23 protein-coding genes are annotated in these 21,728 nt (G+C 49.5%); 5 read left to right on the top strand and 18 right to left on the bottom strand.

Annotation, left to right across the window (positions count from 1 at the left end; all coding sequences use genetic code 11):
• Window positions 1–94: 94 nt before the first annotated feature.
• From prfB to RQP18_RS02125, 6 genes are all read right to left on the bottom strand, one after another.
• A protein-coding gene (gene prfB / locus RQP18_RS02150; protein ID WP_342388523.1) for a peptide chain release factor 2 occupies window positions 95–1,205 on the bottom strand; the annotation gives its coding sequence in 2 pieces (ribosomal slippage) (window positions 95–1,132 and window positions 1,134–1,205; 1,110 coding nt in all).
• A gap of 17 nt (window positions 1,206–1,222) precedes the next feature.
• On the bottom strand, window positions 1,223–3,745 hold the full coding sequence (secA, locus tag RQP18_RS02145; RefSeq protein WP_342388522.1) for a preprotein translocase subunit SecA: 2,523 nt from the start codon (window positions 3,743–3,745) through the stop codon (window positions 1,223–1,225).
• Between the two features lie 147 nt (window positions 3,746–3,892).
• Window positions 3,893–4,462 carry a ribosome hibernation-promoting factor, HPF/YfiA family gene (gene hpf / locus RQP18_RS02140; RefSeq protein ID WP_342388521.1) on the bottom strand — a complete coding sequence of 190 codons (570 nt, stop codon included), beginning with the start codon at window positions 4,460–4,462 and terminating at the stop codon, window positions 3,893–3,895.
• Window positions 4,463–4,517: 55 nt separating this feature from the next.
• A complete protein-coding gene (locus RQP18_RS02135) occupies window positions 4,518–5,186 on the bottom strand; it encodes a ComF family protein (protein ID WP_342388520.1) in 669 nt (222 codons plus the stop codon).
• A complete protein-coding gene (locus RQP18_RS02130; RefSeq protein ID WP_342388519.1) occupies window positions 5,183–6,433 on the bottom strand; it encodes a helicase-related protein in 1,251 nt (416 codons plus the stop codon). The genes RQP18_RS02135 and RQP18_RS02130 overlap by 4 nt, the downstream gene beginning before the upstream one ends.
• A 67-nt stretch (window positions 6,434–6,500) precedes the next feature.
• A complete protein-coding gene (locus RQP18_RS02125; RefSeq protein ID WP_342388518.1) occupies window positions 6,501–7,373 on the bottom strand; it encodes a DegV family protein in 873 nt (290 codons plus the stop codon).
• Between the two features lie 116 nt (window positions 7,374–7,489).
• Here RQP18_RS02125 and RQP18_RS02120 point away from each other — a divergent pair, with 116 nt between their 5' ends.
• A complete protein-coding gene (locus tag RQP18_RS02120; RefSeq protein WP_342388517.1) occupies window positions 7,490–8,122 on the top strand; it encodes a YigZ family protein in 633 nt (210 codons plus the stop codon).
• Here RQP18_RS02120 and RQP18_RS02115 read toward each other — a convergent pair whose 3' ends face one another.
• Complete coding sequence (locus RQP18_RS02115) at window positions 8,123–9,175, bottom strand: glycosyltransferase family 4 protein (protein WP_342388516.1); 1,053 nt, start codon at window positions 9,173–9,175, stop codon at window positions 8,123–8,125.
• Window positions 9,176–9,319: 144 nt separating this feature from the next.
• Between RQP18_RS02115 and RQP18_RS02110 the strand changes: the two genes are divergently transcribed.
• The gene (locus RQP18_RS02110; RefSeq protein ID WP_342388515.1) at window positions 9,320–10,276 is read left to right on the top strand and encodes an LCP family protein; all 957 of its coding nucleotides are present in this window, start codon (window positions 9,320–9,322) and stop codon (window positions 10,274–10,276) included.
• Between the two features lie 25 nt (window positions 10,277–10,301).
• The gene (gene gdpS / locus RQP18_RS02105; RefSeq protein ID WP_342388514.1) at window positions 10,302–11,348 is read left to right on the top strand and encodes a GGDEF domain-containing protein GdpS; all 1,047 of its coding nucleotides are present in this window, start codon (window positions 10,302–10,304) and stop codon (window positions 11,346–11,348) included.
• A 31-nt stretch (window positions 11,349–11,379) separates the two neighbouring features.
• Here the strand turns inward: gdpS and ytxJ are convergent, their stop codons facing one another.
• Window positions 11,380–11,700, bottom strand: coding sequence for a bacillithiol system redox-active protein YtxJ (ytxJ, locus tag RQP18_RS02100; protein WP_342388513.1), 321 nt, complete (start codon window positions 11,698–11,700; stop codon window positions 11,380–11,382).
• 103 nt (window positions 11,701–11,803) lie between these two features.
• Here ytxJ and RQP18_RS02095 point away from each other — a divergent pair, with 103 nt between their 5' ends.
• Window positions 11,804–12,046, top strand: a complete 243-nt coding sequence (locus RQP18_RS02095; protein ID WP_031547308.1) for a hypothetical protein — start codon at window positions 11,804–11,806, stop codon at window positions 12,044–12,046.
• Window positions 12,047–12,054: 8 nt separating this feature from the next.
• Here the strand turns inward: RQP18_RS02095 and RQP18_RS02090 are convergent, their stop codons facing one another.
• Window positions 12,055–12,954: an EMYY motif lipoprotein gene (locus tag RQP18_RS02090; RefSeq protein WP_342388512.1), complete on the bottom strand. Its 900-nt coding sequence runs from the start codon at window positions 12,952–12,954 to the stop codon at window positions 12,055–12,057.
• Between the two features lie 168 nt (window positions 12,955–13,122).
• Here RQP18_RS02090 and murB point away from each other — a divergent pair, with 168 nt between their 5' ends.
• Window positions 13,123–14,064, top strand: a complete 942-nt coding sequence (murB, locus tag RQP18_RS02085) for a UDP-N-acetylmuramate dehydrogenase (protein ID WP_342388511.1) — start codon at window positions 13,123–13,125, stop codon at window positions 14,062–14,064.
• Between the two features lie 50 nt (window positions 14,065–14,114).
• Here the strand turns inward: murB and RQP18_RS02080 are convergent, their stop codons facing one another.
• From RQP18_RS02080 to RQP18_RS02040, 9 genes are all read right to left on the bottom strand, one after another.
• Window positions 14,115–15,161: a siderophore ABC transporter substrate-binding protein gene (locus RQP18_RS02080; protein WP_342388510.1), complete on the bottom strand. Its 1,047-nt coding sequence runs from the start codon at window positions 15,159–15,161 to the stop codon at window positions 14,115–14,117.
• Between the two features lie 101 nt (window positions 15,162–15,262).
• A complete protein-coding gene (locus RQP18_RS02075; protein WP_342388509.1) occupies window positions 15,263–16,072 on the bottom strand; it encodes an ABC transporter ATP-binding protein in 810 nt (269 codons plus the stop codon).
• Window positions 16,069–17,028: an iron chelate uptake ABC transporter family permease subunit gene (locus tag RQP18_RS02070; protein WP_342388508.1), complete on the bottom strand. Its 960-nt coding sequence runs from the start codon at window positions 17,026–17,028 to the stop codon at window positions 16,069–16,071. The genes RQP18_RS02075 and RQP18_RS02070 overlap by 4 nt, the downstream gene beginning before the upstream one ends.
• Window positions 17,021–17,989, bottom strand: coding sequence for an ABC transporter permease (locus RQP18_RS02065; protein ID WP_342388507.1), 969 nt, complete (start codon window positions 17,987–17,989; stop codon window positions 17,021–17,023). The genes RQP18_RS02070 and RQP18_RS02065 overlap by 8 nt, the downstream gene beginning before the upstream one ends.
• Window positions 17,990–18,131: 142 nt before the next feature.
• Window positions 18,132–18,809 (bottom strand): SDR family oxidoreductase, encoded by a 678-nt coding sequence (locus RQP18_RS02060; RefSeq protein ID WP_342388506.1) that lies wholly within the window; start codon window positions 18,807–18,809, stop codon window positions 18,132–18,134.
• Between the two features lie 93 nt (window positions 18,810–18,902).
• On the bottom strand, window positions 18,903–19,313 hold the full coding sequence (locus RQP18_RS02055; RefSeq protein WP_342388505.1) for a FixH family protein: 411 nt from the start codon (window positions 19,311–19,313) through the stop codon (window positions 18,903–18,905).
• Between the two features lie 125 nt (window positions 19,314–19,438).
• Window positions 19,439–19,903 carry a 6,7-dimethyl-8-ribityllumazine synthase gene (gene ribE / locus RQP18_RS02050; protein WP_342388504.1) on the bottom strand — a complete coding sequence of 155 codons (465 nt, stop codon included), beginning with the start codon at window positions 19,901–19,903 and terminating at the stop codon, window positions 19,439–19,441.
• 13 nt (window positions 19,904–19,916) lie between these two features.
• A complete protein-coding gene (ribB, locus tag RQP18_RS02045) occupies window positions 19,917–21,089 on the bottom strand; it encodes a 3,4-dihydroxy-2-butanone-4-phosphate synthase (RefSeq protein ID WP_342388503.1) in 1,173 nt (390 codons plus the stop codon).
• Window positions 21,082–21,723, bottom strand: a complete 642-nt coding sequence (locus RQP18_RS02040) for a riboflavin synthase (protein ID WP_342388502.1) — start codon at window positions 21,721–21,723, stop codon at window positions 21,082–21,084. Before RQP18_RS02040 ends, ribB begins: the two co-directional genes overlap by 8 nt.
• Between the last annotated feature and the right edge of the window lie 5 nt (window positions 21,724–21,728).

Raw genomic sequence — 21,728 nt, 5'->3', positions numbered from 1 at the left:
CATGGCATTACACAAAAACAGTGGCAAGGCAGGCGGTCTATTCGGCATAAAAAAGCCTGTCCCCCAAGAGAGGGAACAGGCGCTCCAGTCATTATCATTCATCGTCCATTGTCATCCGGAGATAGGCATCGATGAATGGGCCGATGTCGCCATCCATGACCTTGTCGGTATTGCCGACCTCCATGTTCGTACGATGGTCCTTGACCATGGAGTAAGGGTGGAACACGTAGGAACGGATCTGGCTTCCCCATCCGATTTCCTTCTGTTCGCCCTTGATGGCATCGATTTCTGCCCGCTGCTCTTCAAGCTGTCTCTGATACAGCTTGGATTTCAGCATCGTCATCGCCTGGTCGCGGTTTTTGATCTGCGAGCGTTCATTCTGGCACGTGACGACGATGCCGGTCGGATGGTGGGTGATACGTACTGCCGAATCGGTTGTATTGACGTGCTGACCGCCGGCGCCGCTTGCACGGTAAGTATCGACGCTGATCTCTTCCGGCTTCACTTCTATCTTGATATCCTGGTTCTCGAACTGTGGTGTGACTTCACATGAAACAAAGGAAGTGTGGCGTCTGCCTGATGAATCGAATGGGGAGATGCGCACCAGACGATGGACGCCCTTCTCGGCTTTCAACAGCCCATAGCTGTTGAGACCCTTGATCAGCAGTGCGACACTTTTGACGCCGGCCTCATCCCCCGCCTGATAGTCGAGCGTCTCGACTTTGAAGCCCTGCTGGTCGGCATAACGCTGATACATCCGGAGCAGCATTTCCGCCCAGTCCTGGGATTCGGTGCCACCCGCTCCAGGGTGGAGTTCGAGGATTGCGTTCAGTTCATCATGCTCGTTGTTCAGCAGCATATTGAGTTCGAATGCCTCGATCTGCGCCCGGACCTGGGAAACATTCTCTTCCAGTGTACGGTACATATCTTCATCATTTTCCTCTTTGAGCAGTTCGTGTGAAACTTCAATATCTTCGACAGCGGCTTCGATGTTATGGAATTCATCCACCACTCTTTTAAGATTGTTGTTGCTGTCGATGACCTGCTGTGCCTCCTCCTGGTTGTCCCAGAAGCCCGGATCGGTCATCCTTTCCTCATACTCCCTGATTTGGATCTCTTTTTCCTCTAAGTCAAAGAGACCCCCTGAAGTCATCAAGTTTCCCGTGCATATCGGCAATGAAATTCCTTACTTCATACAATTCCATAAATATCCCTCTTTCATCTATTTACCGTGGCAATTTTTGTATTTCTTCCCTGAGCCGCATGGGCAGGGATCGTTGCGACCGACTTTCATTTCTTTTTTGACCGGTCCTTTCCCAACCTTTTCCTTGCTGTCTCCTGCATGCATTTCACCCTTGTCGATGACCTGCTCGCGCCTGATCTCTTCATCGGACTTCACTTCCGTCTTCATGACATACTTCGCAGTATCATCTTCAATGGATACAAGCATGTCCTCGAACATCTGAAGGCCTTCATTCTGATATTCCCGAAGCGGGTTGATCTGTCCATAGGAACGGAGGTGGATGCCTGTCCTAAGCTGGTCCATGCTGTCGATATGCTCGACCCACTTCTGGTCGATCGTCCGCAGCATCATCATGCGTTCGAACAACCTCATTTTATCAGAGCCCAGTCTTTCTTCCTTCGCTGCCAGTTCATTTTCAATCTTTTCGAGAATGAGTGCAACGATCTCCTCACTCTCCTTGCCCCTGACATCGCTGATTTCAATGGATTCCTCAGTCAGATACATATCTTCGACCGTCCTGATGAACTGCTCATAGTCCGTCAGTTCCTCATCATCCAGTATATAATAGTTGGTCGTACGTTCGACTGAAGATTCCATCATGCCCATGAGCTGCTCGCGCACATCTTCCTTGTCGATGATTTCATTTCTCTCTTCGTAGATGATCTCCCGTTGGCGTCTCAGCACATCATCATATTCAAGCAGTTTCTTCCGGGCGTCGAAGTTGTTTCCTTCGACACGCTTCTGTGCGGATTCGACCGCCCTGGCTATCATCTTGGAAGTCAGTTCCTCCTCGGCCATCCCGAGCCGCTGCATCGTATTCTGCATGCGTTCGGAACCGAAGCGCCTCATCAGATCATCTTCAAGGGACAGGTAGAATGTACTGATGCCGACATCCCCCTGGCGGCCTGCACGTCCACGGAGCTGGTCGTCTATACGTCTCGACTCATGCCGTTCGGTACCGATGACCGCGAGTCCGCCGGCATCTTTGACGCCTTCGCCGAGCTTGATGTCCGTACCACGCCCGGCCATGTTCGTGGCGATGGTCACCGCGCCCTTCTTGCCTGCATTCGCGATGATCTCCGCTTCCCTTTCATGGTTCTTCGCATTGAGTACGTTATGGCGGATGCCCTTTTTGCGCAGCATCTCTGAGATATACTCACTTGTTTCGACAGCCACCGTACCGATGAGTACCGGCTGGCCGTTGCGGTATCTTTCCGCCACTTCATCGATGACATGCTTGAATTTATATTCCTTCGTCGAATAGATCTTATCCGTACGGTCGATCCTTGCGATTGGCCTGTTCGTCGGGATGACGGTGACTTTCATGTTGTATATGTTCAGGAACTCTTCCTCTTCGGTTTTCGCTGTACCTGTCATACCCGACAGCTTATTGAACTGTCTGAAGAAGTTCTGGAATGTGATGGATGCCATCGTCTTCGACTCGTTCTGGATGTCCACACCTTCCTTGGCTTCGATTGCCTGGTGCAACCCATCCGAGAAGCGCCGTCCTTTCATCTTGCGGCCTGTGAACTGATCGACGATGACGATCTTCTCCTCTTCGACCACATAGTCGATATCGCGCTGCATGGAGAAATGCGCCTTCAACGCCTGATTGATGTGATGCAGGAGATTCACATGCTTCACATCATAGAGGTTGTCCACCTTAAACCATTTCTCCGCCTTCTCCATCCCTTCATCATTGAGCTGGATATTCTTCGTTTTGACATCGTAGGTGAAATCTTCGTCTTCCTTGAGCATTTTAACAAAGGCATTTGCCTGGATGTACTGCGTATTCGACTGGTCGGCCTTGCCTGAAATGATGAGCGGTGTACGCGCTTCGTCTATCAGGATGGAGTCGACCTCATCGATGATGGCATAGTTCAGTCCCCTGAGCACCCGGTCCTTCTTATAGGTGACCATGTTGTCCCTCAAGTAGTCGAAACCAAGTTCATTGTTGGTCGTATAGGTGATATCGGCAGCAAATGCTTCACGCTTCTCTTCGCTGCTCTTCGCATTCAGGTTCAGTCCGACACTGAGGCCAAGGAAATTATACAGAATCGACATTTCCTCCATCTGCGTTGCGGAAAGGTATTCGTTGACCGTGATGACATGGACGCCCTTCCCGGTCAGGGCATTCAGGTACACCGGCATCGTCGCCGTAAGGGTCTTGCCTTCCCCTGTCTTCATCTCGGCGATATCCCCCTTATGAAGGGTCACACCACCCATGATCTGTACAGGATAAGGTTCCAGCCCCAGTGTACGCTTCGATGCTTCCCGTACTGTTGCAAATGCTTCAGGCAGGATGTCATCCAGCATCTTCTCCTGCTGCTTCTCATCCTTGGCATCTTCGAGTCTCGCTTTGAATTCTTCCGTCTTCGTCCTGAGCTGTTCGTCGCTCATCTTGGTGAAATCCGCTTTATAGTCTTCCACTTTATCGGCAACCTTACGGAGAGATTTCAGCTCCCGTTTATTGCCGTCATAGATCTTATCCAAAATACTCATGGATTTCTCTCCCTCGCTCTATCTCACTGTTAATTCATTTCATAATAATATCACTAAATAGGGTAAAAATAAAATGAATCCAATCACAAGGAATCCCTGGCTGCACGCAGCCAGGGATTCCTTATCAATATGGATGGAAATTGTTCATCAGATTCCTTCGTTCGTTTCAATCAGGCCATATTTGCCGTCATTGCGTCTATAGACAATGCTTGTGCCTTCCGTCTCCCTATCGTTGAAGATAAAGAAGTCATGGCCGAGCATGTTCATCTGCAATACCGCCTCTTCGGAATCCATCGGCTTCAGCTGGAACTGCTTGGAACGCACGATATCGATGCCTTCATCACTCTCTTCTTCCTGCGTGCCATTCGCGCCCGCTTCCAGGGCTGCAAAGAATTCCTGTTCCGGGTTCCTTTCCCTGAATTTACGGTTGATCTTCGTCTTATGCTTTCTGATCTGCCTCTCCAGCTTGTCTATGATGAGGTCGACAGCCGCATATAGATCATCATGCCTCTCCTCGGCACGTAATGTCAGGTCTTTCATAGGGATAGTGATTTCAACTTTGCCCTTCTTGTTGCCATAAGTCTTGATGTTGACATGGGCGTGTGTGTTTGGAGCATTTGTGAAGTAACGTTCCAGCTTGCCCACTTTCTCCTCAATGTGGCTTCTGATGGCGTCCGTCACTTCGATATTTTCTCCACGAATTTCACATCTGATCATGGTGAAACCCCTCCTTAAGTACGTTATTCTTCCTATTTCCATTATACCAAACCGTTCAGGCTTTTGAAAACGTTAACACATCGATGGAGGCGGGGGAAAAGGTGTATAGTTTCTCCAATGCCTGATGCACCGTCATGCCCGTCGTATAGATGTCATCAATCACAAGAATCCGCTTGTCTGCCAGTCCCTCACGGCGGCAATTCAGATGGAACGGGTTTTCTCCTTGGGCCCGCGCCACCTTGCCGAGGCCGGACTGCCGCTGTCTTTCGTCTGTCTCGAGAAAATCGCTGTACCTTAAGCCTTTCGCATCAAGCACCATGGTGGTCTGATTGTAGCCCCGCTCCTTCATCCGGGTCCTGGAAATGGGTATTGGTATGATTACTTCATATTCCCCAAAACGCCTGTCGAGAAACATCGCGAGCACTTCAGCAAGGGCGCAGTCCCCTGTAAACTTGTAGCGGTGGAAAAGCATTTTTGCCGTCCCGTGATAGTCGAGCAGACAGGTAATGCTGTTTGGCGGTTGGAATCGCCCGGAGAGGAACAAGCAGTCCAGACACTTTGTTTCCTGCTCCTCCATCAATCTGTGGCAAAAATCGCAGCGTCTTCCTGCACGCCACCGGGAGAGTTCTCCCCGGCATTTATGGCACAGTGGCCCTTGCCTCTTGAAGAGGTTGGCGATATCCACCTCTTCCATCAATGCTTCATGGCAGAAATAACAGATCATCCCTCCACCCCCCTGCGGTTGAAATCACGGATCGTGCGGAGGGTGCGTCTGATTCCGGCACTCTGATGGTGGGCGATGAACCAGATGCTGCCGACCGGATCCGTCGTTTTCCTCCCCACCCGGCCGCACATCTGGATGAGGCTTTCAGTATTGAACCTTTCCGCATGGACGATTATGGCATCGAGCCGGTCGAAAGTGACGCCCCGCTCGAGGATCGTCGTCGTCAGCATCACTTCTATTTCCCCCGTGCGCATCCGTTCCACTTTCCCGCTTCTCTCGGGGTCGCCGCTATGAACCGATGCGGATGCCGGGAAATGGACTTTGACGAGATTGAAGAGCGCATCCATCATGGCGATTTCCGGTATGAATATGAGTGCACGCCTTTCTTCTGCCAGGATGCTCCTGATGAGTATCATCAGCTTTTTGGGGAGACGTCTGCGGCTGACATCCCGGGCGACATTATGCCAGACCAGTTTCGGCACTGCCAGGTCATGGCCATGATACCTCCTTGGCAGTGTGATGATGTTTCCTTGGCCCACCTCCCTGATCAGCTGTCTGGAAGGCGTCGCCGTCATGAATATGAAAGAAGCCCGTCCGGTGGCTGCGCGACGGATTGCATGCATGAGGAGCGGATCCTGCGGCAACGGGAATGCATCCGTTTCATCCACGATAATGCAATCGAAGTGGTCGACGAAGTTGTACAGCTGATGGACTGTACATACCGTAAAATGATGGTTGTATACTTGTTTGACACCATCGTACATCAGATCGATCTCGCTTGATTGGAACGCTCCACAAAGGCGCATATGCACTTCTTTCACCACATCGATCCTCGGGGAGACGAAGGCCACATTCAGACCCTCCCCCCGCGCCCACCTGATACTCTCAAAAGTCATTTCCGTCTTGCCAGCTCCCGTCACCGCATAGAGCAGCAGTGCCCCGCCCTTCTTTACTGTCTCCAGAATCCGCTCTGAAGCACGGGACTGCTGCCCGCTGAGCTCGAAGTCGAGTCCATAGGGGCTCGACTCCGCCAGCCTTTCAGTGTCTTTGAATTTCAGTGGTGTCATGCTGTCCGAGCGCCCCAGGCTGACGCATTTCATGCAGTACATGACCCTTGATTCATGAAATGCTGCATAGTAGGTGTAGAAATACCGTCTGTCCCTGTTCCCGCAACGGTGGCATAGCGGCTGCGCCGCATCCACGCCCGCGGATTTGTATATGATGTCCCCTCTATGGTCCAGTATCATCGATCGTCTCCTTTATATGAAAATAAAAAAGGACGCAGCAAAGATGGCTGCGTCCCTGATCCTATAATCAGTAGTCTGTATCAATTTCGTAGGTCGTATAACCGAGCCCGAGCGCACCCTCACCAAGATGCGTTGCGATTACCGGGCCGAAGTAGCTCAACCTGAATGTAATTTCCGGGTAGTCCGCCTGCAGACTTCCCATCCATTGCCTGCCCTCTTCTTCTGCATTGCTGTGGATGACGACGGCTGTCACCGGTTTGCCCTTGTGACGTTCCATCTCTTTGGCAAACACTTCCTCCACCCGGTTCATCGCCTTCTTCTTCGTCCGTATCTTTTCGAACGGCACAATCTTCCCCTCTTCGAATTCGAGTATCGGCTTGACCTTGAGCATGCTGCCGACAATCGCCTGGGCATTAGACAGACGCCCGCCCTTCTGAAGGTTTGACAGGGTGTCGACGATAAGATATGCGTTCGTATTCTTCTTGCGCTTCATCTCTTCCAGCCGCTCAAGCAACGTATCGAGTGGCAGCCTGTCCTTATTCTGTGCTGCATAGAGCGCCAGGAACCCCTCGACATAGCAGGCAATCTCAGAGTCGACTGCATGCATCTCGATTCCTTCCACACTCTGGCCTGCAGCCATCGCATTCTGGTAGGTGCCACTGAGCCGGCTTGAGAGGTGGACGCTGATCACGTCCGTAAATCCCTCGCTCCTCAAAGATTCGAGGAGCAGGATATAGTCACCGATCGACGGCTGGCTCGTTCTCGGCAGCTTGTCCATCTGGCGCATTTCTTCGAAAAATGCATCATCACCGATGTCTTCATCCTCTTTATATGACTGTTCACCCATGATGACGTTGAGCGGGATGGTACGGATATCATATTTTTCTTTCAGCCCTTTGGGCAGATAAGACGTTGAATCCACTACTACCGCTATCTTCATACTGGTTCCTCCAATTTCCATTCACACTTCAATTTCCCATTCACACTTGATATATAGTTTACTACATTCCTATGGATTCCGTCCATGTGTTACTATGTTTCTAGAGGTGAGCATATATGGAACAGCAGTATATGAACAGAATAGATACGACCGCCGAAAAGATCATCAGTAAATCGCGCTTCATTGCATACATTCAGCGGACGGATTCCGAAGAAGCGGCAAAAGCCTTCATAAATTCCGTCAAATCGCAGCACAAGGACGCCAACCACAACTGCAGTGCATACATCATCACGCCAAGCGCCCTGATCCAGAAAGCGGATGATGATGGAGAACCTTCCGGCACGGCGGGGGTCCCGATCCTTGAAGTGCTCAAACGGGAGGGGCTGTATAATGTGACCGTCGTGGTCACCAGATATTTCGGCGGCATCAAGCTCGGTGCCGGCGGGCTGATCCGGGCCTACTCCGGCGCTGCATCCGACGTTGTGAATGAAGCAGGAAAAGTGGTCGAAATCGATGTCGTCCCATACAGGATTACGATGGATTATACGTATACGAGCCGCTTTGAACACGAACTGGAAGGTTCCGACATCACCATCAGGGATACGGCCTATACAGACAAGGTCTCCTACCTGGTCCATGTCCGTGAAGACGGCCGGGAAGCATTCCTCGCCCGGGTCCAGGAAATCACAAAAGACACTGCCAGCCTGGAGGAACTGGAGATGATCCAGGCCGAAAGTGCCGTGGAGTGACTATGGGAATATGCGGTGGAACAGTCTTCTGGCAAAGTCCAGGACGGGCTTTTTGTCACTGTCGATGAGGTTGGTCGCCTCAACAATGATCTCCGTCGTAAGGATCAGCAGCAGAATGATGATGACCGATCCCGGAATTGTGGACAGATAGAGGATGATGCTTGCGCCAGAATAAAGTGCAGCGATGAAATAGATCAGCACGACACTTTCAGCGTGCGTGTATCCCAGGTTCTGCAGCCGGTGGTGGAGATGGCTGCGGTCCGCCTTTACCAGTGAGACATTGCTGCGGTAGCGCCGCAATGCAGCAAAGAACATGTCTATGAAAGGCACCGCCAGAATGATGATCGGGAAGAACAGTGAAATCAGGGTAATGTTCTTGAAGCCCATCAGGGAGACGACGCTGATGATGAAACCGAGCAGCATCGCCCCGTTGTCCCCGAGGAATATCTTGGCAGGATGGAAGTTGTACACCAGAAAGCCAAGACAGGCGCCGATGAGGATGACACATATCATCATGACAAAGATGTTGCCCTGCAGAATGGTGATAAAGCCGATGCTGGTCAACGCAATGATGGAAACGCCCGTCGCCAGCCCATCCAGTCCGTCAACCAGGTTGATGGCATTGATGATGCCCACCATCCAGAGGATCGTAATCGGGATGGCCAGTATGCCAAATTCGATTTCGATGCCGAACGGTGTGATGCGGTCGATGAGGATGCCATAGGAGACCGGCACCAGGCTGGCCGCTATCTGGCCGATGAGCTTGAGGCCCGGCCTCAGATCGTACTTGTCATCAATGATGCCCACAATGACGATGACGATCCCCCCGAGGATGATCGCTTTGTATTCAGCCTCGATCGGACGGGAGATGAGCACGCCGATCGCAAAGGAGATCAGAATTGCCACACCTCCGAGGTATGGTATAGGTTTTAAATGAACTTTTCTGCTGTTTGGATAGTCGACAAAGCCGAACTTCCGGCTTCCCCATATGAAAATCGGCATCAGAATCAAAGAAATCAAGAATGACACCGTCAATAGAAATAGAGTATACATATCATCACCGTCTTAAATATTTCCAATTCACTATATCACATTCCACTTTATTTATGGAACGCGCACCCATTTTTGCACATTTATATTTTTCAATATCATGGGTTTCGTTGTATAATTATGTCACTATGCCAAAGGAGATTTTTAATGAAAAGAACAGAAAAAAGACGGATGCATCCTGCAATAAAAGTACTGCTTGCTGTCATCCTGATATCAGTCATCGTTTTTGCGGGGCTTATCGCCTATGTTTACTTCCAGCTTAAAGGTACTGCCGGCCAGGTATTTGATGAAGATTTTTCCAATGCCACTTCGGAACTCCGGGAAACGGACGTCAGCTTCCGGAACGGAGACCCCGTCTCTGTCGTACTATTCGGCACGGATGATGATCAGGAGCGCAACGAAAGCGGGATGGGCCAGCGTTCCGACACGATAATGGTTGTCACCCTGAATCCCAATACGGACGAAGGAAGAATTGTCAGCATACCCCGGGATACACGTACAGAAATCGCAGAACGGGGCACGGTGGAGAAGATAAACCATGCATATGCCTACGGTGGTCCTGAGATGGCGAAACGCACTGTCGAGAATTTCCTGGATCTGCCCATCGACCATTTCGTGTCCATCAACATGGACGGTTTCACCACGATCATCGATGAAATCGGCGGCGTCACCATAACAAGCCAGGATACATTCCAGCAGTCGGGCTACCAGTTCACAGCAGGGGAGACCTACGAAATGGACGGAGATATGGCCCTCGCCTTCTCACGAAGCAGGAAAGCGGAAGGTGCCGGCGGCGACTCGGGCCGACAGCATAGACAGCAGCAGGTGGTCCAGGGCATTGCCCAGGAAATCATGAGCCTGCAGACGATCACCAACTTCAACTCTGTATTGAATGTATTGAGCGACAATGTAAAGACCGATATTCCATTTGGTGAGCTTAACGCACTCCGTTCGGACTACCAGGAGTCTGCACAGAATATGGAACGCCTTACACTGGAAGGTACAGACCAGAGACTGGATGATGGTCTATGGTACTTCCTTCCGAATGACGAATCATACAACCAGTTGAGAAGAGAACTGCGCGAAAACTTGGAACTGGAATAACAGATACACTGGAGGGGGGAAGTATATGCTCATTGACTTCGTACTGAATATATCAATCACCATCACCGGCATATACTTGTTCCACCGGCTCCAGTACCTGGAAGACCGGAGGTTCATCGATTCGGAATTCTTTCAGGCACTGCTGATGACCACCCTGTCCGTATTGCTGCTGATGGTGCCCATCCATATGTATGACATGGTCTTCAGCCTCTATTTCATCCCACTGCTGATTTTGGTGAAATATAGCGTGCCCTACCTGATCATCGGTTCGGTATTGATCGTCTTCATGTTCCACCACATGATCTTCAGCTTTGACTGGCAGCTCTATCTCATATTTTTCATCCTGTATATCCTGATCATGATGATATTGCCTTTCCTGAAATTTCAGAAGCTTAAGGAGCTCACTGCAGCAAGCATCATCTTCACTTCGCTGTATGTCATCAATATCCATTTCTTTGTCCAGGCACTCAATCCCTTCCAGATGCTTGTGTTCGTCCTGGCAAGCACCATCGTAATGTTCTTTGCGATGATGATGTATGAGGATATCAATATGATACTCAGGCTGCTGAAACGCTATGAGGAGGAGGAGTATAAGGATTTCCTCACCCAGCTGGGAAATGTAAAGGCCCTCGACAATGCCGTCGTCCACCTTTTGGATGACAGTGACACGCTCAGCCTTCTGCTCATCGATATCGACAATTTCAGCCTGGTCAATGATGAGCACAGCCATACTTCAGGGGATGCACTGATCAGACAGATGGCCCACCTTCTGAACAACCATGTACCGACCGGCGGCATGCTGTTCAGGAGCAGCGGAGAGGAATTCTCCATGCTCATACCGGACTTGTCCTTTGACAAGACGGTCAGGCTGGCCGAGGCGATCCGCAACAGTGTCGAACGTTCAAACTTCCATGTCAATGATACAGAAACCGTGCATCTTACAGTTTCAATCGGTGTCGGCTACCAGTTTGTAACCCCCGCTACAAAAGGCCGGCTGCTCAAAGAAGCGGATGACATGGTCCATGCAGCCAAAAAACAGGGACAGAACCGCGTCATGTTCAATCCAATATAAAAAAACCAGGATTGCATATGGCAATCCCGGTCTAGTCTTCCACTGAGGAGAGGTTCTTAAGTGTAATATTATGATGTGAGTCACTCCACTTCAGCTTTCCACCCTCAAAATAGAAAGCCTGGGGAGATTCATGTTTGATATCAAAATGTTCAGCGATATAGTCGGAAAGTTTCCGGTGGTCCTGAACTACCAGATAGTATCCATCCATATCCCGTTCATAATGGAACTTCTGGAATTCGTCGAAGGCATCGGCTGAAATCGGACATGTACTGCTATGCTTCATAAAAAAGAAATCCTTGTTATCCTGCAACAACTTTTGAAAAGCTTCAATCGATGTTGTTTTCGTTAGCATTTCATCACCTTCTCATTAAACTGTTAATAACTTATCATTTATTGCCAGATTTAGCAAATCCCCTTCCCTACTATGCTATAATGGCAAGGATTGGAGGAATGACATGAATAACAAACCACTTAAAAGATGGACGTTCCTGGATACTATCAATGCAGCCCTGCTGATCGTCGTACTGCTGTTTATGCTCGATTTCGAGAATAACAGAGCTGTATCGATCATCCTGCTTGCTGTATTTGCATTCTGGATTACGACCGTAATCCTGAGGAACCTCTTCATCTCCAAAATTGAAAAGGATCCCAACCATCCGATGCACAGACAGCAGTCGGACAAGGGAGAAGATAAATAGAGAGCGAACTATGACAGTTCGCTCTCTATTTCGTTCAGCTGCTGATAGTATTCCTTGTCCAGCTGCTGATAGGTCTCCCGCAATGGCAGTATGTTCTGGAGCTGCAGTTCCTGAAGCCGTTCATTATACTGCATCGTATTTTTGCGTTCCTGATAGTACTTTTCGAAACCGTAGTACATCTCAAGTGTCAGGCTCCGGACACGCACGCCCCTGTCTGTCTCGAGATTCATCTGGTTCAATGACTGTATATGGTCATTGATGAGGGGAAGCATGACTTCATCGATATGCTCCATCTTTTCAACCCTTGATTCATCCTGCTGCAGCACTTCGGACTCCTCTTCCAGCTCGGCACTGTTTTCATTGATCTGGGCAACGAGCGCATCTATCTCTTCCGTTTCATCCTCACTGCTGATGGAATCGATCACGGCGTCCCTTTCTTCCTGATTTTCCATGAACGTCTGGCTCAGCTGGATAAGTGCTTCATTGGAACGGACAGACATATAATATGTTTCTATATAATCATTCAGCTGCTGGACGAAACTCTGCTTCAGGTCCAGACTCTCAATGTATGAATCGTGAAGCTCCACCAACTCTTCGTTGGAAACCTCGACATCTCCCATTGCATCTTCCATTCGCGTGACAAGGGGCATGATTTCCTGATCGAGCGCTTCGCTCAGGGAAGCAAGTCTTTCCATATCAATATCCTGGTTTCTCGGAGAGAGTTCCTCCGGCAGATCACCAATCTCCAGTTGGCTCATCTTCTCATCATATTCCGAATCCAGTGCATGGACATCTTCCATGCCTGTCATATAGCTTTCAAAATCCGCACGGAACCCGGAAGTGCATCCTACCAACAGGAAGACCGACAACAATACGAATGTACTGATTGATTTTTTTGTATTATGCAAAGAAGGTCACACTTTCATATTGTTATAGTGAGGACTGCGCCTGCTCCAATTGCTAAACAAAATATAGCACACATCATAAATCATCACAACGGAATGCATATTGGATTGGCAAAGGGGCGAAGATTCCATTATAATGGTGATAAGTATTTTCTCTTGAAAGGAAACGTTATGGTGAACCATACTCAAATCGAAGAAGATTTAAGGTCCCTGTTGGACCACTCAGAAATCAAAACATACGAACCCCTAAAAAATTATACATATACCAGAACCGGGGGACCGGCGGATTTCTATATCACTGTCCATGATATTGAAGATGCCTCCCGCGTCCTCCAGTACAGTTACGAGAACCGTATTCCCGTGACATACTTGGGGAACGGCTCGAACATCATCATACGGGATGGCGGAATCCGTGGTATTGTATTGAATCTGCTCGAGTTGAATTATTTATACGAGTCGGACGATATCGTTACAGTGGGCAGCGGCCGTGCCATCATTGATGTCTCCAACTACGCGAGGGACCTGTCACTGACCGGCATGGAATTTGCCTGTGGCATCCCCGGGAGTGTCGGGGGTGCCGTATATATGAATGCGGGTGCCTATGGCGGGGAAATCAAGGACTGCCTGTTGGAAGTCACTGTTTTGGACGAAACAGGTGAAAGAATCACGCTAAGAAATGAAGAACTGGGACTCGAGTACAGGAAAAGCATGGTCCAGGAAAATGACTATGCCGTGGTGGAAGCCAAGTTCAGGCTGAAGCCAGGGAAACCGGAAGATATCCAGAAAATGATGGAGGACCTGACAGAACGCCGGTCATCCAAACAGCCTCTGGAGTATCCGTCATGCGGAAGTGTCTTTCAGAGACCGCCCGGCAATTTTGCGGGTAAGCTCATCCAGGAGGCCGGTCTTCAGGGCCACCGCATCGGTGGCGTCGAAGTCTCGAAAAAGCATGCCGGCTTCATGGTGAATGTGGACGGTGGCACAGCGGGTGATTATGAAGCATTGATCGAATACGTTCAGAAAAAAGTCTACACTCTCTTTGGCGTCACCCTCAACCGTGAAGTCCGCATCATCGGGGAACCTGTCTATAAGCGGGCGGAACGCCAAAAATGATATTCCATACAGCAAAAGACCCATCAATTTTTTGATGGGTCTTTCTTTTTCTATTGTTCCAAAGCCTGCTCGATCTCTTCCAGCTGGCCGATTGTCGTCATCACGCCTCCGGAAGCGAGGTACCAGAGTTTGGCATCGAGATCGACGATTCTGTCGTTCTTGATTGCGTCCACATCCTGGATGACATTATTATCAAGGACTGTGCTGGAGGAGGATTCTCCACCAATCGCACTGCCCCTGTCGAGGGCAAGGATGATGCCTGGGTTCCTATCATTGATATATTCGTAACTGATGGCCTGGCCATGTCTTGTAGTCGAAATCTCTTCATCTACCGGTTCAAAGCCCAGGTCGTCAAAAAGGAATCCGTAACGTCCGCCTGGTCCGTGCGCTGAAAGCTCACCTTCGTTTGCCATGACGAACAGCATTGTTTCATCAGTATCCGCCACTTTCTGCTTCACTTCTTCGATCTTGCTGTCGAAATCTGCAATCAGTGCCTCCGCTTCAGAAGACTTGTCGTAAATGTCCCCGAGCATCTGAGTGTAGTGTTTGACTTCTTCAAAATAATTTTCATTTGAAGGTGCGACATAGAGCACCTGGGCATCCGGTGCCGCTTTCTCAAACTCACTGATGATTGCGGAAGTCGCCTGACGTCCTGAAATCATGATGACTTCAGGCTGCAGTTCAGCAACTTTTTCAAAGTCCGGGTCTTTCAGTGTACCAAGGTTTGCGTACTCCTCTCCCTGAAATTCTTCAAGCTCATCAGGCAGGGTACTTGAACTCTGTCCTTTTGGCAGTCCGACAACACTATCCGATTCACCAAGCTCGTGGATTGTGGAGAGTGCCCCGTAATCGAATACTGCGACTTTCTCCGGATTTACCGGCACTCCCACCGTTTCCGAAACTTCTTCACTTGCTTCTTCGCCTTCAGCAGATTCATCAGAAATCGTGAACTGGTTCTCCACTTCGATAGTTTCACTGCCTCCAGTCTCCGCCGCTTCGCTCTCGGATTCCGCATTTTCGGATGCACTCTCGGTATTTCCACATGCTGCAAGGACCATGAGCACCATTACAGTAAACAATAAGTAAAATTTCTTCATTTCCATTCCTCTTTCCAATTAGTGTTTTCAGCCCCCACTAAAAACATCCATATATCCGATAAGTCCCCATCACCTCCTTAAATGTATATGGAGTCCGCAGACTATGCCTGCACCTGATCTTCGATGAAATCATCCACCGAAGCATCTTCATGCTCATCAAAGTACACGCATATCTGCTGTCCATAGATACATTCTATGTTGATGTCCATTTCGTAGATGTCCTCAAGGATCTCCTTCTTGATGACATCATCCTTTTTGCCGCTGATCGCCACTTTTCCGTCTTTCATTGCAACGATGTTGTCGGAATAGCAGGAAGCAAAATTGATGTCATGGATGACGATGATGATTGTCTTATTGCGTTCCCTTACAAGCCTTCTCAAAATCTGCATGATCTGTACGGAGTGCTTCATATCAAGATTGTTCAGCGGCTCGTCCAGAAAGATGTATTCCGTGTCCTGGGCGATCGTCATGGCGATATATACACGCTGCCTCTGCCCGCCGGACAGTTCATCGATGTAGCGGTCCTCGAACTCCTCGAGTTCCATATAGCTGATTGCCTCGTCGATGATCTCATGGTCCCTTTCATTCAGCCTTCCCTTTGAGTAGGGGAAGCGTCCGAAACTGATCAGTTCACGTACCGTGATCTTCAAGTCCATGTGATTGGACTGCTTCAGGATGGCAATTTTCTTGGCAAGGGCATCGCTCGGTGCCTGGAGGATGTTCTTCCCTTCAAGCAGTACATCCCCACTGTCCTGGTCGAGCAGACGCGTGATCATGGACAGCAGCGTACTCTTTCCGGCTCCGTTCGGTCCGATGAAGGATGTGACTTTCCCTTTGGCAATTGAAACGGATACGTCATTGACTACTTTCTTTTGGCCGTAAATTTTTGATATACCTTTAAGATCGATCATCTTCGACTCTCCTTAAGCATTAGTATGATGAAGTACACCCCACCGACAAGATTGATGATTACACTGATTTCAACCGCCTGGTTGAACACATACTGGGTCAGCATCTGACCGAGAAGCAATGTAATCACCGCAAGCAATGTACTCCCGAGGAGCAGGTAGCGGTGCTTGAACGTTTTGAACATTTCATGCGCCAGGTTGACGACGAGCAGGCCGAGAAACATGATGGGTCCGACGAGTGCGGTCGAGACCGATACCAGAACTGCAATGATGAGCAGAAGCTGGGAAACTTTTCTATCGTAGTTTATACCCAAGTTTATCGCATGATCCCGGCCGAGCGCAATCACATCCAGGGAATGGAAGTCCCTGAGCACTATGATCAGCATGAGGAGAACAATCGCTCCGGTGATCCAGATCAGGGAATCATTGATGGCATTGAATGATGCAAACATCGAATTCTGCAGGATCAGGAAATCATCCGGGTTGATCAGCATCTGCATGAACGTCGACAGGCTGTTGAAAAACGTTCCCAGTATGATGCCGATCAGCAGCAGCAGGAATACATGGCTGCCGGTGAGCTTGAAAAGATACTTGAAGACCAGGACGGTAAAGACGACGAGACCGAGCATGCTGACCAGATAGTTGACAAAATCATTGGTCAGCAGTGGAGAACTTGTCCCGACTATGAATACGATGATGGTCTGTATGAAGAGATAGACCGAATCGAGTCCCATGATTGATGGGGTCAGAATGCGGTTCTTGGTGATCGTCTGGAAGATGACTGTCGAAACCGCAATCGCTATGCCGACGATCAGCATGGTCACCACCCGGTTCACCCGCGAAGGAAGCTGATAGAACAATATGTCGAAATTCAACTGATAGAGGATGTAGAAGCCTGCGATGGCCAATGTTGCGATTGTCAATATGAGAAGCAGGCGGTTGTTCTTTCCATTATGCATTTGATTTCACCCTCCTGAATATCATGATCAAGAAGATGAAACTTCCTATGACACCGATCATCAGCCCGATGGAGATTTCATAGGGAAATATGATCAGACGTCCCAGAATATCACATATCATTACAAATACTGCCCCAAGTACTGCTGTCAGAAGAATCGTATTCTTCAGATGGTCTCCCCGGAATATTGAAATGATATTCGGAATGATCAGCCCAAGGAATGGCAGCATTCCCACAGTGACGACTACAAGTGCTGTAATCACTGCAGTAATAAGCAGACCTATGTTTATCACCCGTCTGTAGTTGAGCCCAAGATTTTTCGAGAAATCCTGTCCCATCCCTGCAATTGTAAATTGATTGGCATAGAGCAGAGCAACAATCAGGAATGGAATGCTTATGTATAGGACTTCGTACCGTCCTGAAATGATGATTGAAAAATCCCCCTGCAGCCAGCTGGATAGCGACTGGATCGAATTCGTCCTCAGACTGAGGAATGTCGCTACGCTGGAAACCACGTTCCCGAGCATCAGCCCGATCAGTGGGACGAAGACGACATCCTTGAACTGTACACGCTGGATGATCTGCATGAACAGCAGCGTGCCTGCCAGGCTCAATGCAGAAGCGAAAAGCAGTTTTACAAGAAGGCTTGCTGTCGGAAAAAACATCAGTGCGATCAATATGCCGAGCCGTGCCCAATCCATCGTTCCCGCAGTGGTGGGGGAAACGAATTTGTTTCGGGTCAGCTGCTGCATGATCAGACCACATACACTCAGTGACGCACCTGCGATGATGATGGCTACAGTCCTTGGAAACCGGCTCTCCATGATGATGTTCTTCTGGTTGTCACTCAAGTCGAACAGGTCGCCAGGAGAAAGGTCGACGACACCTACAAACATCGAAATGATTGATAGCACGACCAATAATAGAATCATGATGTCCAGTCTGAATAGTTTATGTATCATATTAATCCACCTTAATTGATAATGATTATCACCGATAATCACAGTTACAATTATACACTGAAAGTTTGTATTTTCAAGCAATTAAACGGTTCCAACAAAAAAATAAAGCCATCCAATGGGCATCAGATGGCGTGGGACAGTATTAGTTGATGATGATTGTATTGCCATTCGGCGCATCTTCGGAACCTGAAAGGATCGACATGACCGTACTGATTGCTTCAGAATTCGAACGTTGCGGTGATTCCTCATACTTGATGGAAGGCCTGTAGCTCAGTGCATATACATCCACGTCCTCTTTCCTCAGCTCTGCAGCGGTGGAATGCGTGAGTGCCTCAATGGCTCCGGTCACTGTATAATACAGGTTCCGTTCAAATACATCTTCGAACGACGGTTCGATGACATTGATGATCTTGGCATCTCTTTCGTCCTTGAGCATGGGCCTGAGTGTACGGATGCCCAGGTAGGTTCCCCATACGTGCTCATACATCACCTGGTTGAATTCATCAAACGACACATCATATACAGACCGGTTTTCTGTAAAAATGGTATGGACAAGTATGATTCCATTCAATGTATTGTAATCCTGCTGAATCTCCTCAACGGTAGCGACCCAGTCGATCTCTTTCGACTGCTCCAGAAGGACCACCTTATGATTGCCTTCCGAACGCTCCTGGAGCGCTTTCAGAAGATTGTCCAGCTCCACGTGTTCAAGCCCTGCAAGAATGACATTTGCACCCTGCTCTGCCAGATGCATGGACAGTTCCTTGCCGAGCGGTGTGACAGCACTCGATACGATATAAGTTTTATCCTGCAAATTCATGGTTTCCTCCTGATTTCAAGCTTCCAATCTATATATATTGTAAACCTTAAGAGGCCACTTTACAAACAGCAGTATCTGCATGAGGACCGCGGACTACTCTACAGTAATCTCGGCTTGTGGCATCGTATGCAGCTGCAGTGCGTCCACATGCGAAATGACGGTGAATGTCCCTGCTTCATCAAATGTATACTCGATCGAGTACACTCCATTTTGATCATGCTCCGCCTCTATCATCTCAAGGCTTTCCTTACCCTGCAGCACTTCGAACATGACCTTGTCTGCGTCTGTAACATTCTCACCGTTCGAATGTACGTGAGCCGTAAACTCGACGGCTTCACCGGTGCCCGCTGTCTCCGGCACTTCCAGGTCGACTTCGAGTGACCTTACCTCGTCCTCACCCGACTGGTCATGGTTCATTTCGGCTTCCATCTCCCCACCGTTCCCACAGGCGGAAAGGGCGCTCAGGGCCAGTATCATTGCAAACATCAAAAATTTCAGTTTCATGGGTATTTCTCCTTTATTCTTCTATACATGAAATGATAGCACGAATTTCCCTCATCCTGTTTTTCCATTATTGACGGTTGTATGGCAAAGAAATGACAGAAAGCCGATTTTCATCGGCTTTCTGATCATCGTATCTTTTTCATGAGGTTGGCCATTTCAATGGCGCCGGTTGCGGTTTCCGCGCCTTTGTTCCCGGCCTTGGTCCCCGCCCGTTCAATTGCCTGCTCGATATTTTCAGTGGTGACGATGCCGAACATGACGGGGACGCCTGTGGTGAGGCCTGCCTGGGAAATGCCCTTGGCCGCTTCATTACAGACATAGTCGTAATGCGTCGTACTGCCGCGGATGACACAGCCGAGTGCCACCACCGCGTCATAATTGCCCGACTCCGCCAGCGTCTTGGCAGCAAGCGGGATTTCAAATGCACCTGGAACGTAGATCAGGTCGATGTCTTCAGTATCCACATCGTGGCTGACGAGCGCCCCTTCCGCTCCACTGACAAGCTGCGATGTGATGAAGTCATTGAACCTTCCTGCCACAATGGCAATCTTAAGGTCTGTACCAATCAGTTTTGTGTCTATTCTATTCATATGTTTATGCCTCCTAGAGCAGATGTCCGAGTTTTTCTTTTTTGGTTTTCAAATAATCCTGGTTGACGACATTCGCCTGAACGATGTGGCTCTGCCGGTTCACCTTGATGCCTTCCTCTTCCAATCCCCTGATTTTTCTTGGATTGTTGCTGAGCAGTGTCACCTCATCCAGCCCGAGCTGATGGAGCATGTCTGCCGCCACATCATATTTCCTCAGGTCGGCGTCAAAGCCGAGATGCTCGTTTGCACTCACTGTATCATATCCCTGCTCGATCAGTTCATAGGCTTTGAGCTTGTTGATCAGGCCGATGCCACGGCCTTCCTGTCTCATGTACAGGATAATGCCATCCTGGTCGTTGATGATGCGCATCGCACGTTCCAGCTGTTCCCCGCAATCGCAGCGCTGGCTATGGAACACGTCTCCAGTCAGGCATTCGGAGTGGATTCTCACCGTCATATTGTTCTTCAGTTCCCCGTGGACAAGCGCAAGGTGTTCCTTGCCCGTGTCATTGTCGACGAATCCGTACATTTTGAACCTGCCATAGTCCGTCGGCAACTGGACGGTGCTTTCCAGGGTGACGCCTGTGAATTTCTGCATATACCGCTTCAGATCTTCTATCGTAATCATCTTCAGATTATGCTTCTTCCTGTAGATTTCCAGGTCATCCACACGCGCCATCGTGCCGTCATCATTCATGATTTCACATATCACTCCGACCGGCACCGCCCCCGCCAGGCGGGCGAGGTCGGTTGATGCCTCGGTATGCCCCATGCGTTCAAGCACACCGCCGTCCTTGGCGACCAGCGGGAATATATGGCCGGGCGCATTGAAATGGGCGGGTTCGACACCCTCATCCGTCAGCGCACGGATTGTGTCGTACCGTTCATGGGCGCTGATGCCGGTTGTTGTGGAGACATGGTCGATGGAAGCTGTAAAAGCCGTGCCGTGGGGATCGCTGTTGTTGTTGACCATTGGACCGAGACCTGCCTTTTCTGCAATTTCTCCGCTCACTGGTGTACAGATCAGCCCGCGTCCGTGGGTCGCCATGAAGTTCACTTCACGGGCTGTGATATATTCTGCGACACCTACCAGGTCCCCTTCATTTTCACGGTCCTCGTCATCCACAACGATGACCAGCTTCCCCTGCTTCAAATCTTCAACTGCAGCTTCAATCGTATCAAACATGGCGTTCACCCACTTCCTCGAGCGCTTCGATATTCAACGAGCCGGAAGAGTGGAGCAGATGATCCACATGCTTCATCAGCATATCCGCCTCGATATTGACGCGGGCACCCGTGCCCTTTCGTGCAAGCGTTGTACGTTCCTGTGTCTCCGGGATCAGATTGAGGATGATTTCGGACGCTTCCGGATCGACATCGAACAGTGTCAGGCTGATGCCGTCAATTGCGACAGACCCTTTCTTCACCATGTATTTCATCAGGGAGGACGGGCATGTGATATGCATCACAAGTGCACTGCCGTCGTTATGAACGGAGGCGATTTCACCCGTACTGTCCACATGACCGGAAACGATATGCCCCCCGAGCCGTGTGGCTAGTGTCAGTGCCCGCTCGAGATTGACGGACATTCCCGCTTCCACCTTGTCAAGGCTCGTTACACGCTTCGTCTCGTTGACCATCTCGACGGTGAAGCTGTCCTCATCGAGTCCGGTCACCGTCAGGCACGTCCCGTTCACACTGACCGAATCTCCAAGTTTCAAATCATCGAATGTACCCGTAAATATTTCAAATACCGTATGTTCTCCTGTATCCGCCGCTTTCTTCACTTCGCCGATCTGTTCGATTATTCCTGTAAACATTATGC

The sequence above is a fragment of the Salinicoccus sp. Bachu38 genome (genome assembly GCF_038561955.2).
GTDB classification, from domain to species: Bacteria; Bacillota; Bacilli; order Staphylococcales; family Salinicoccaceae; genus Salinicoccus; species Salinicoccus bachuensis.
Note: the sequence above shows the minus strand (reverse complement) of the source record. Positions and strands in the feature narration are given on the sequence as shown.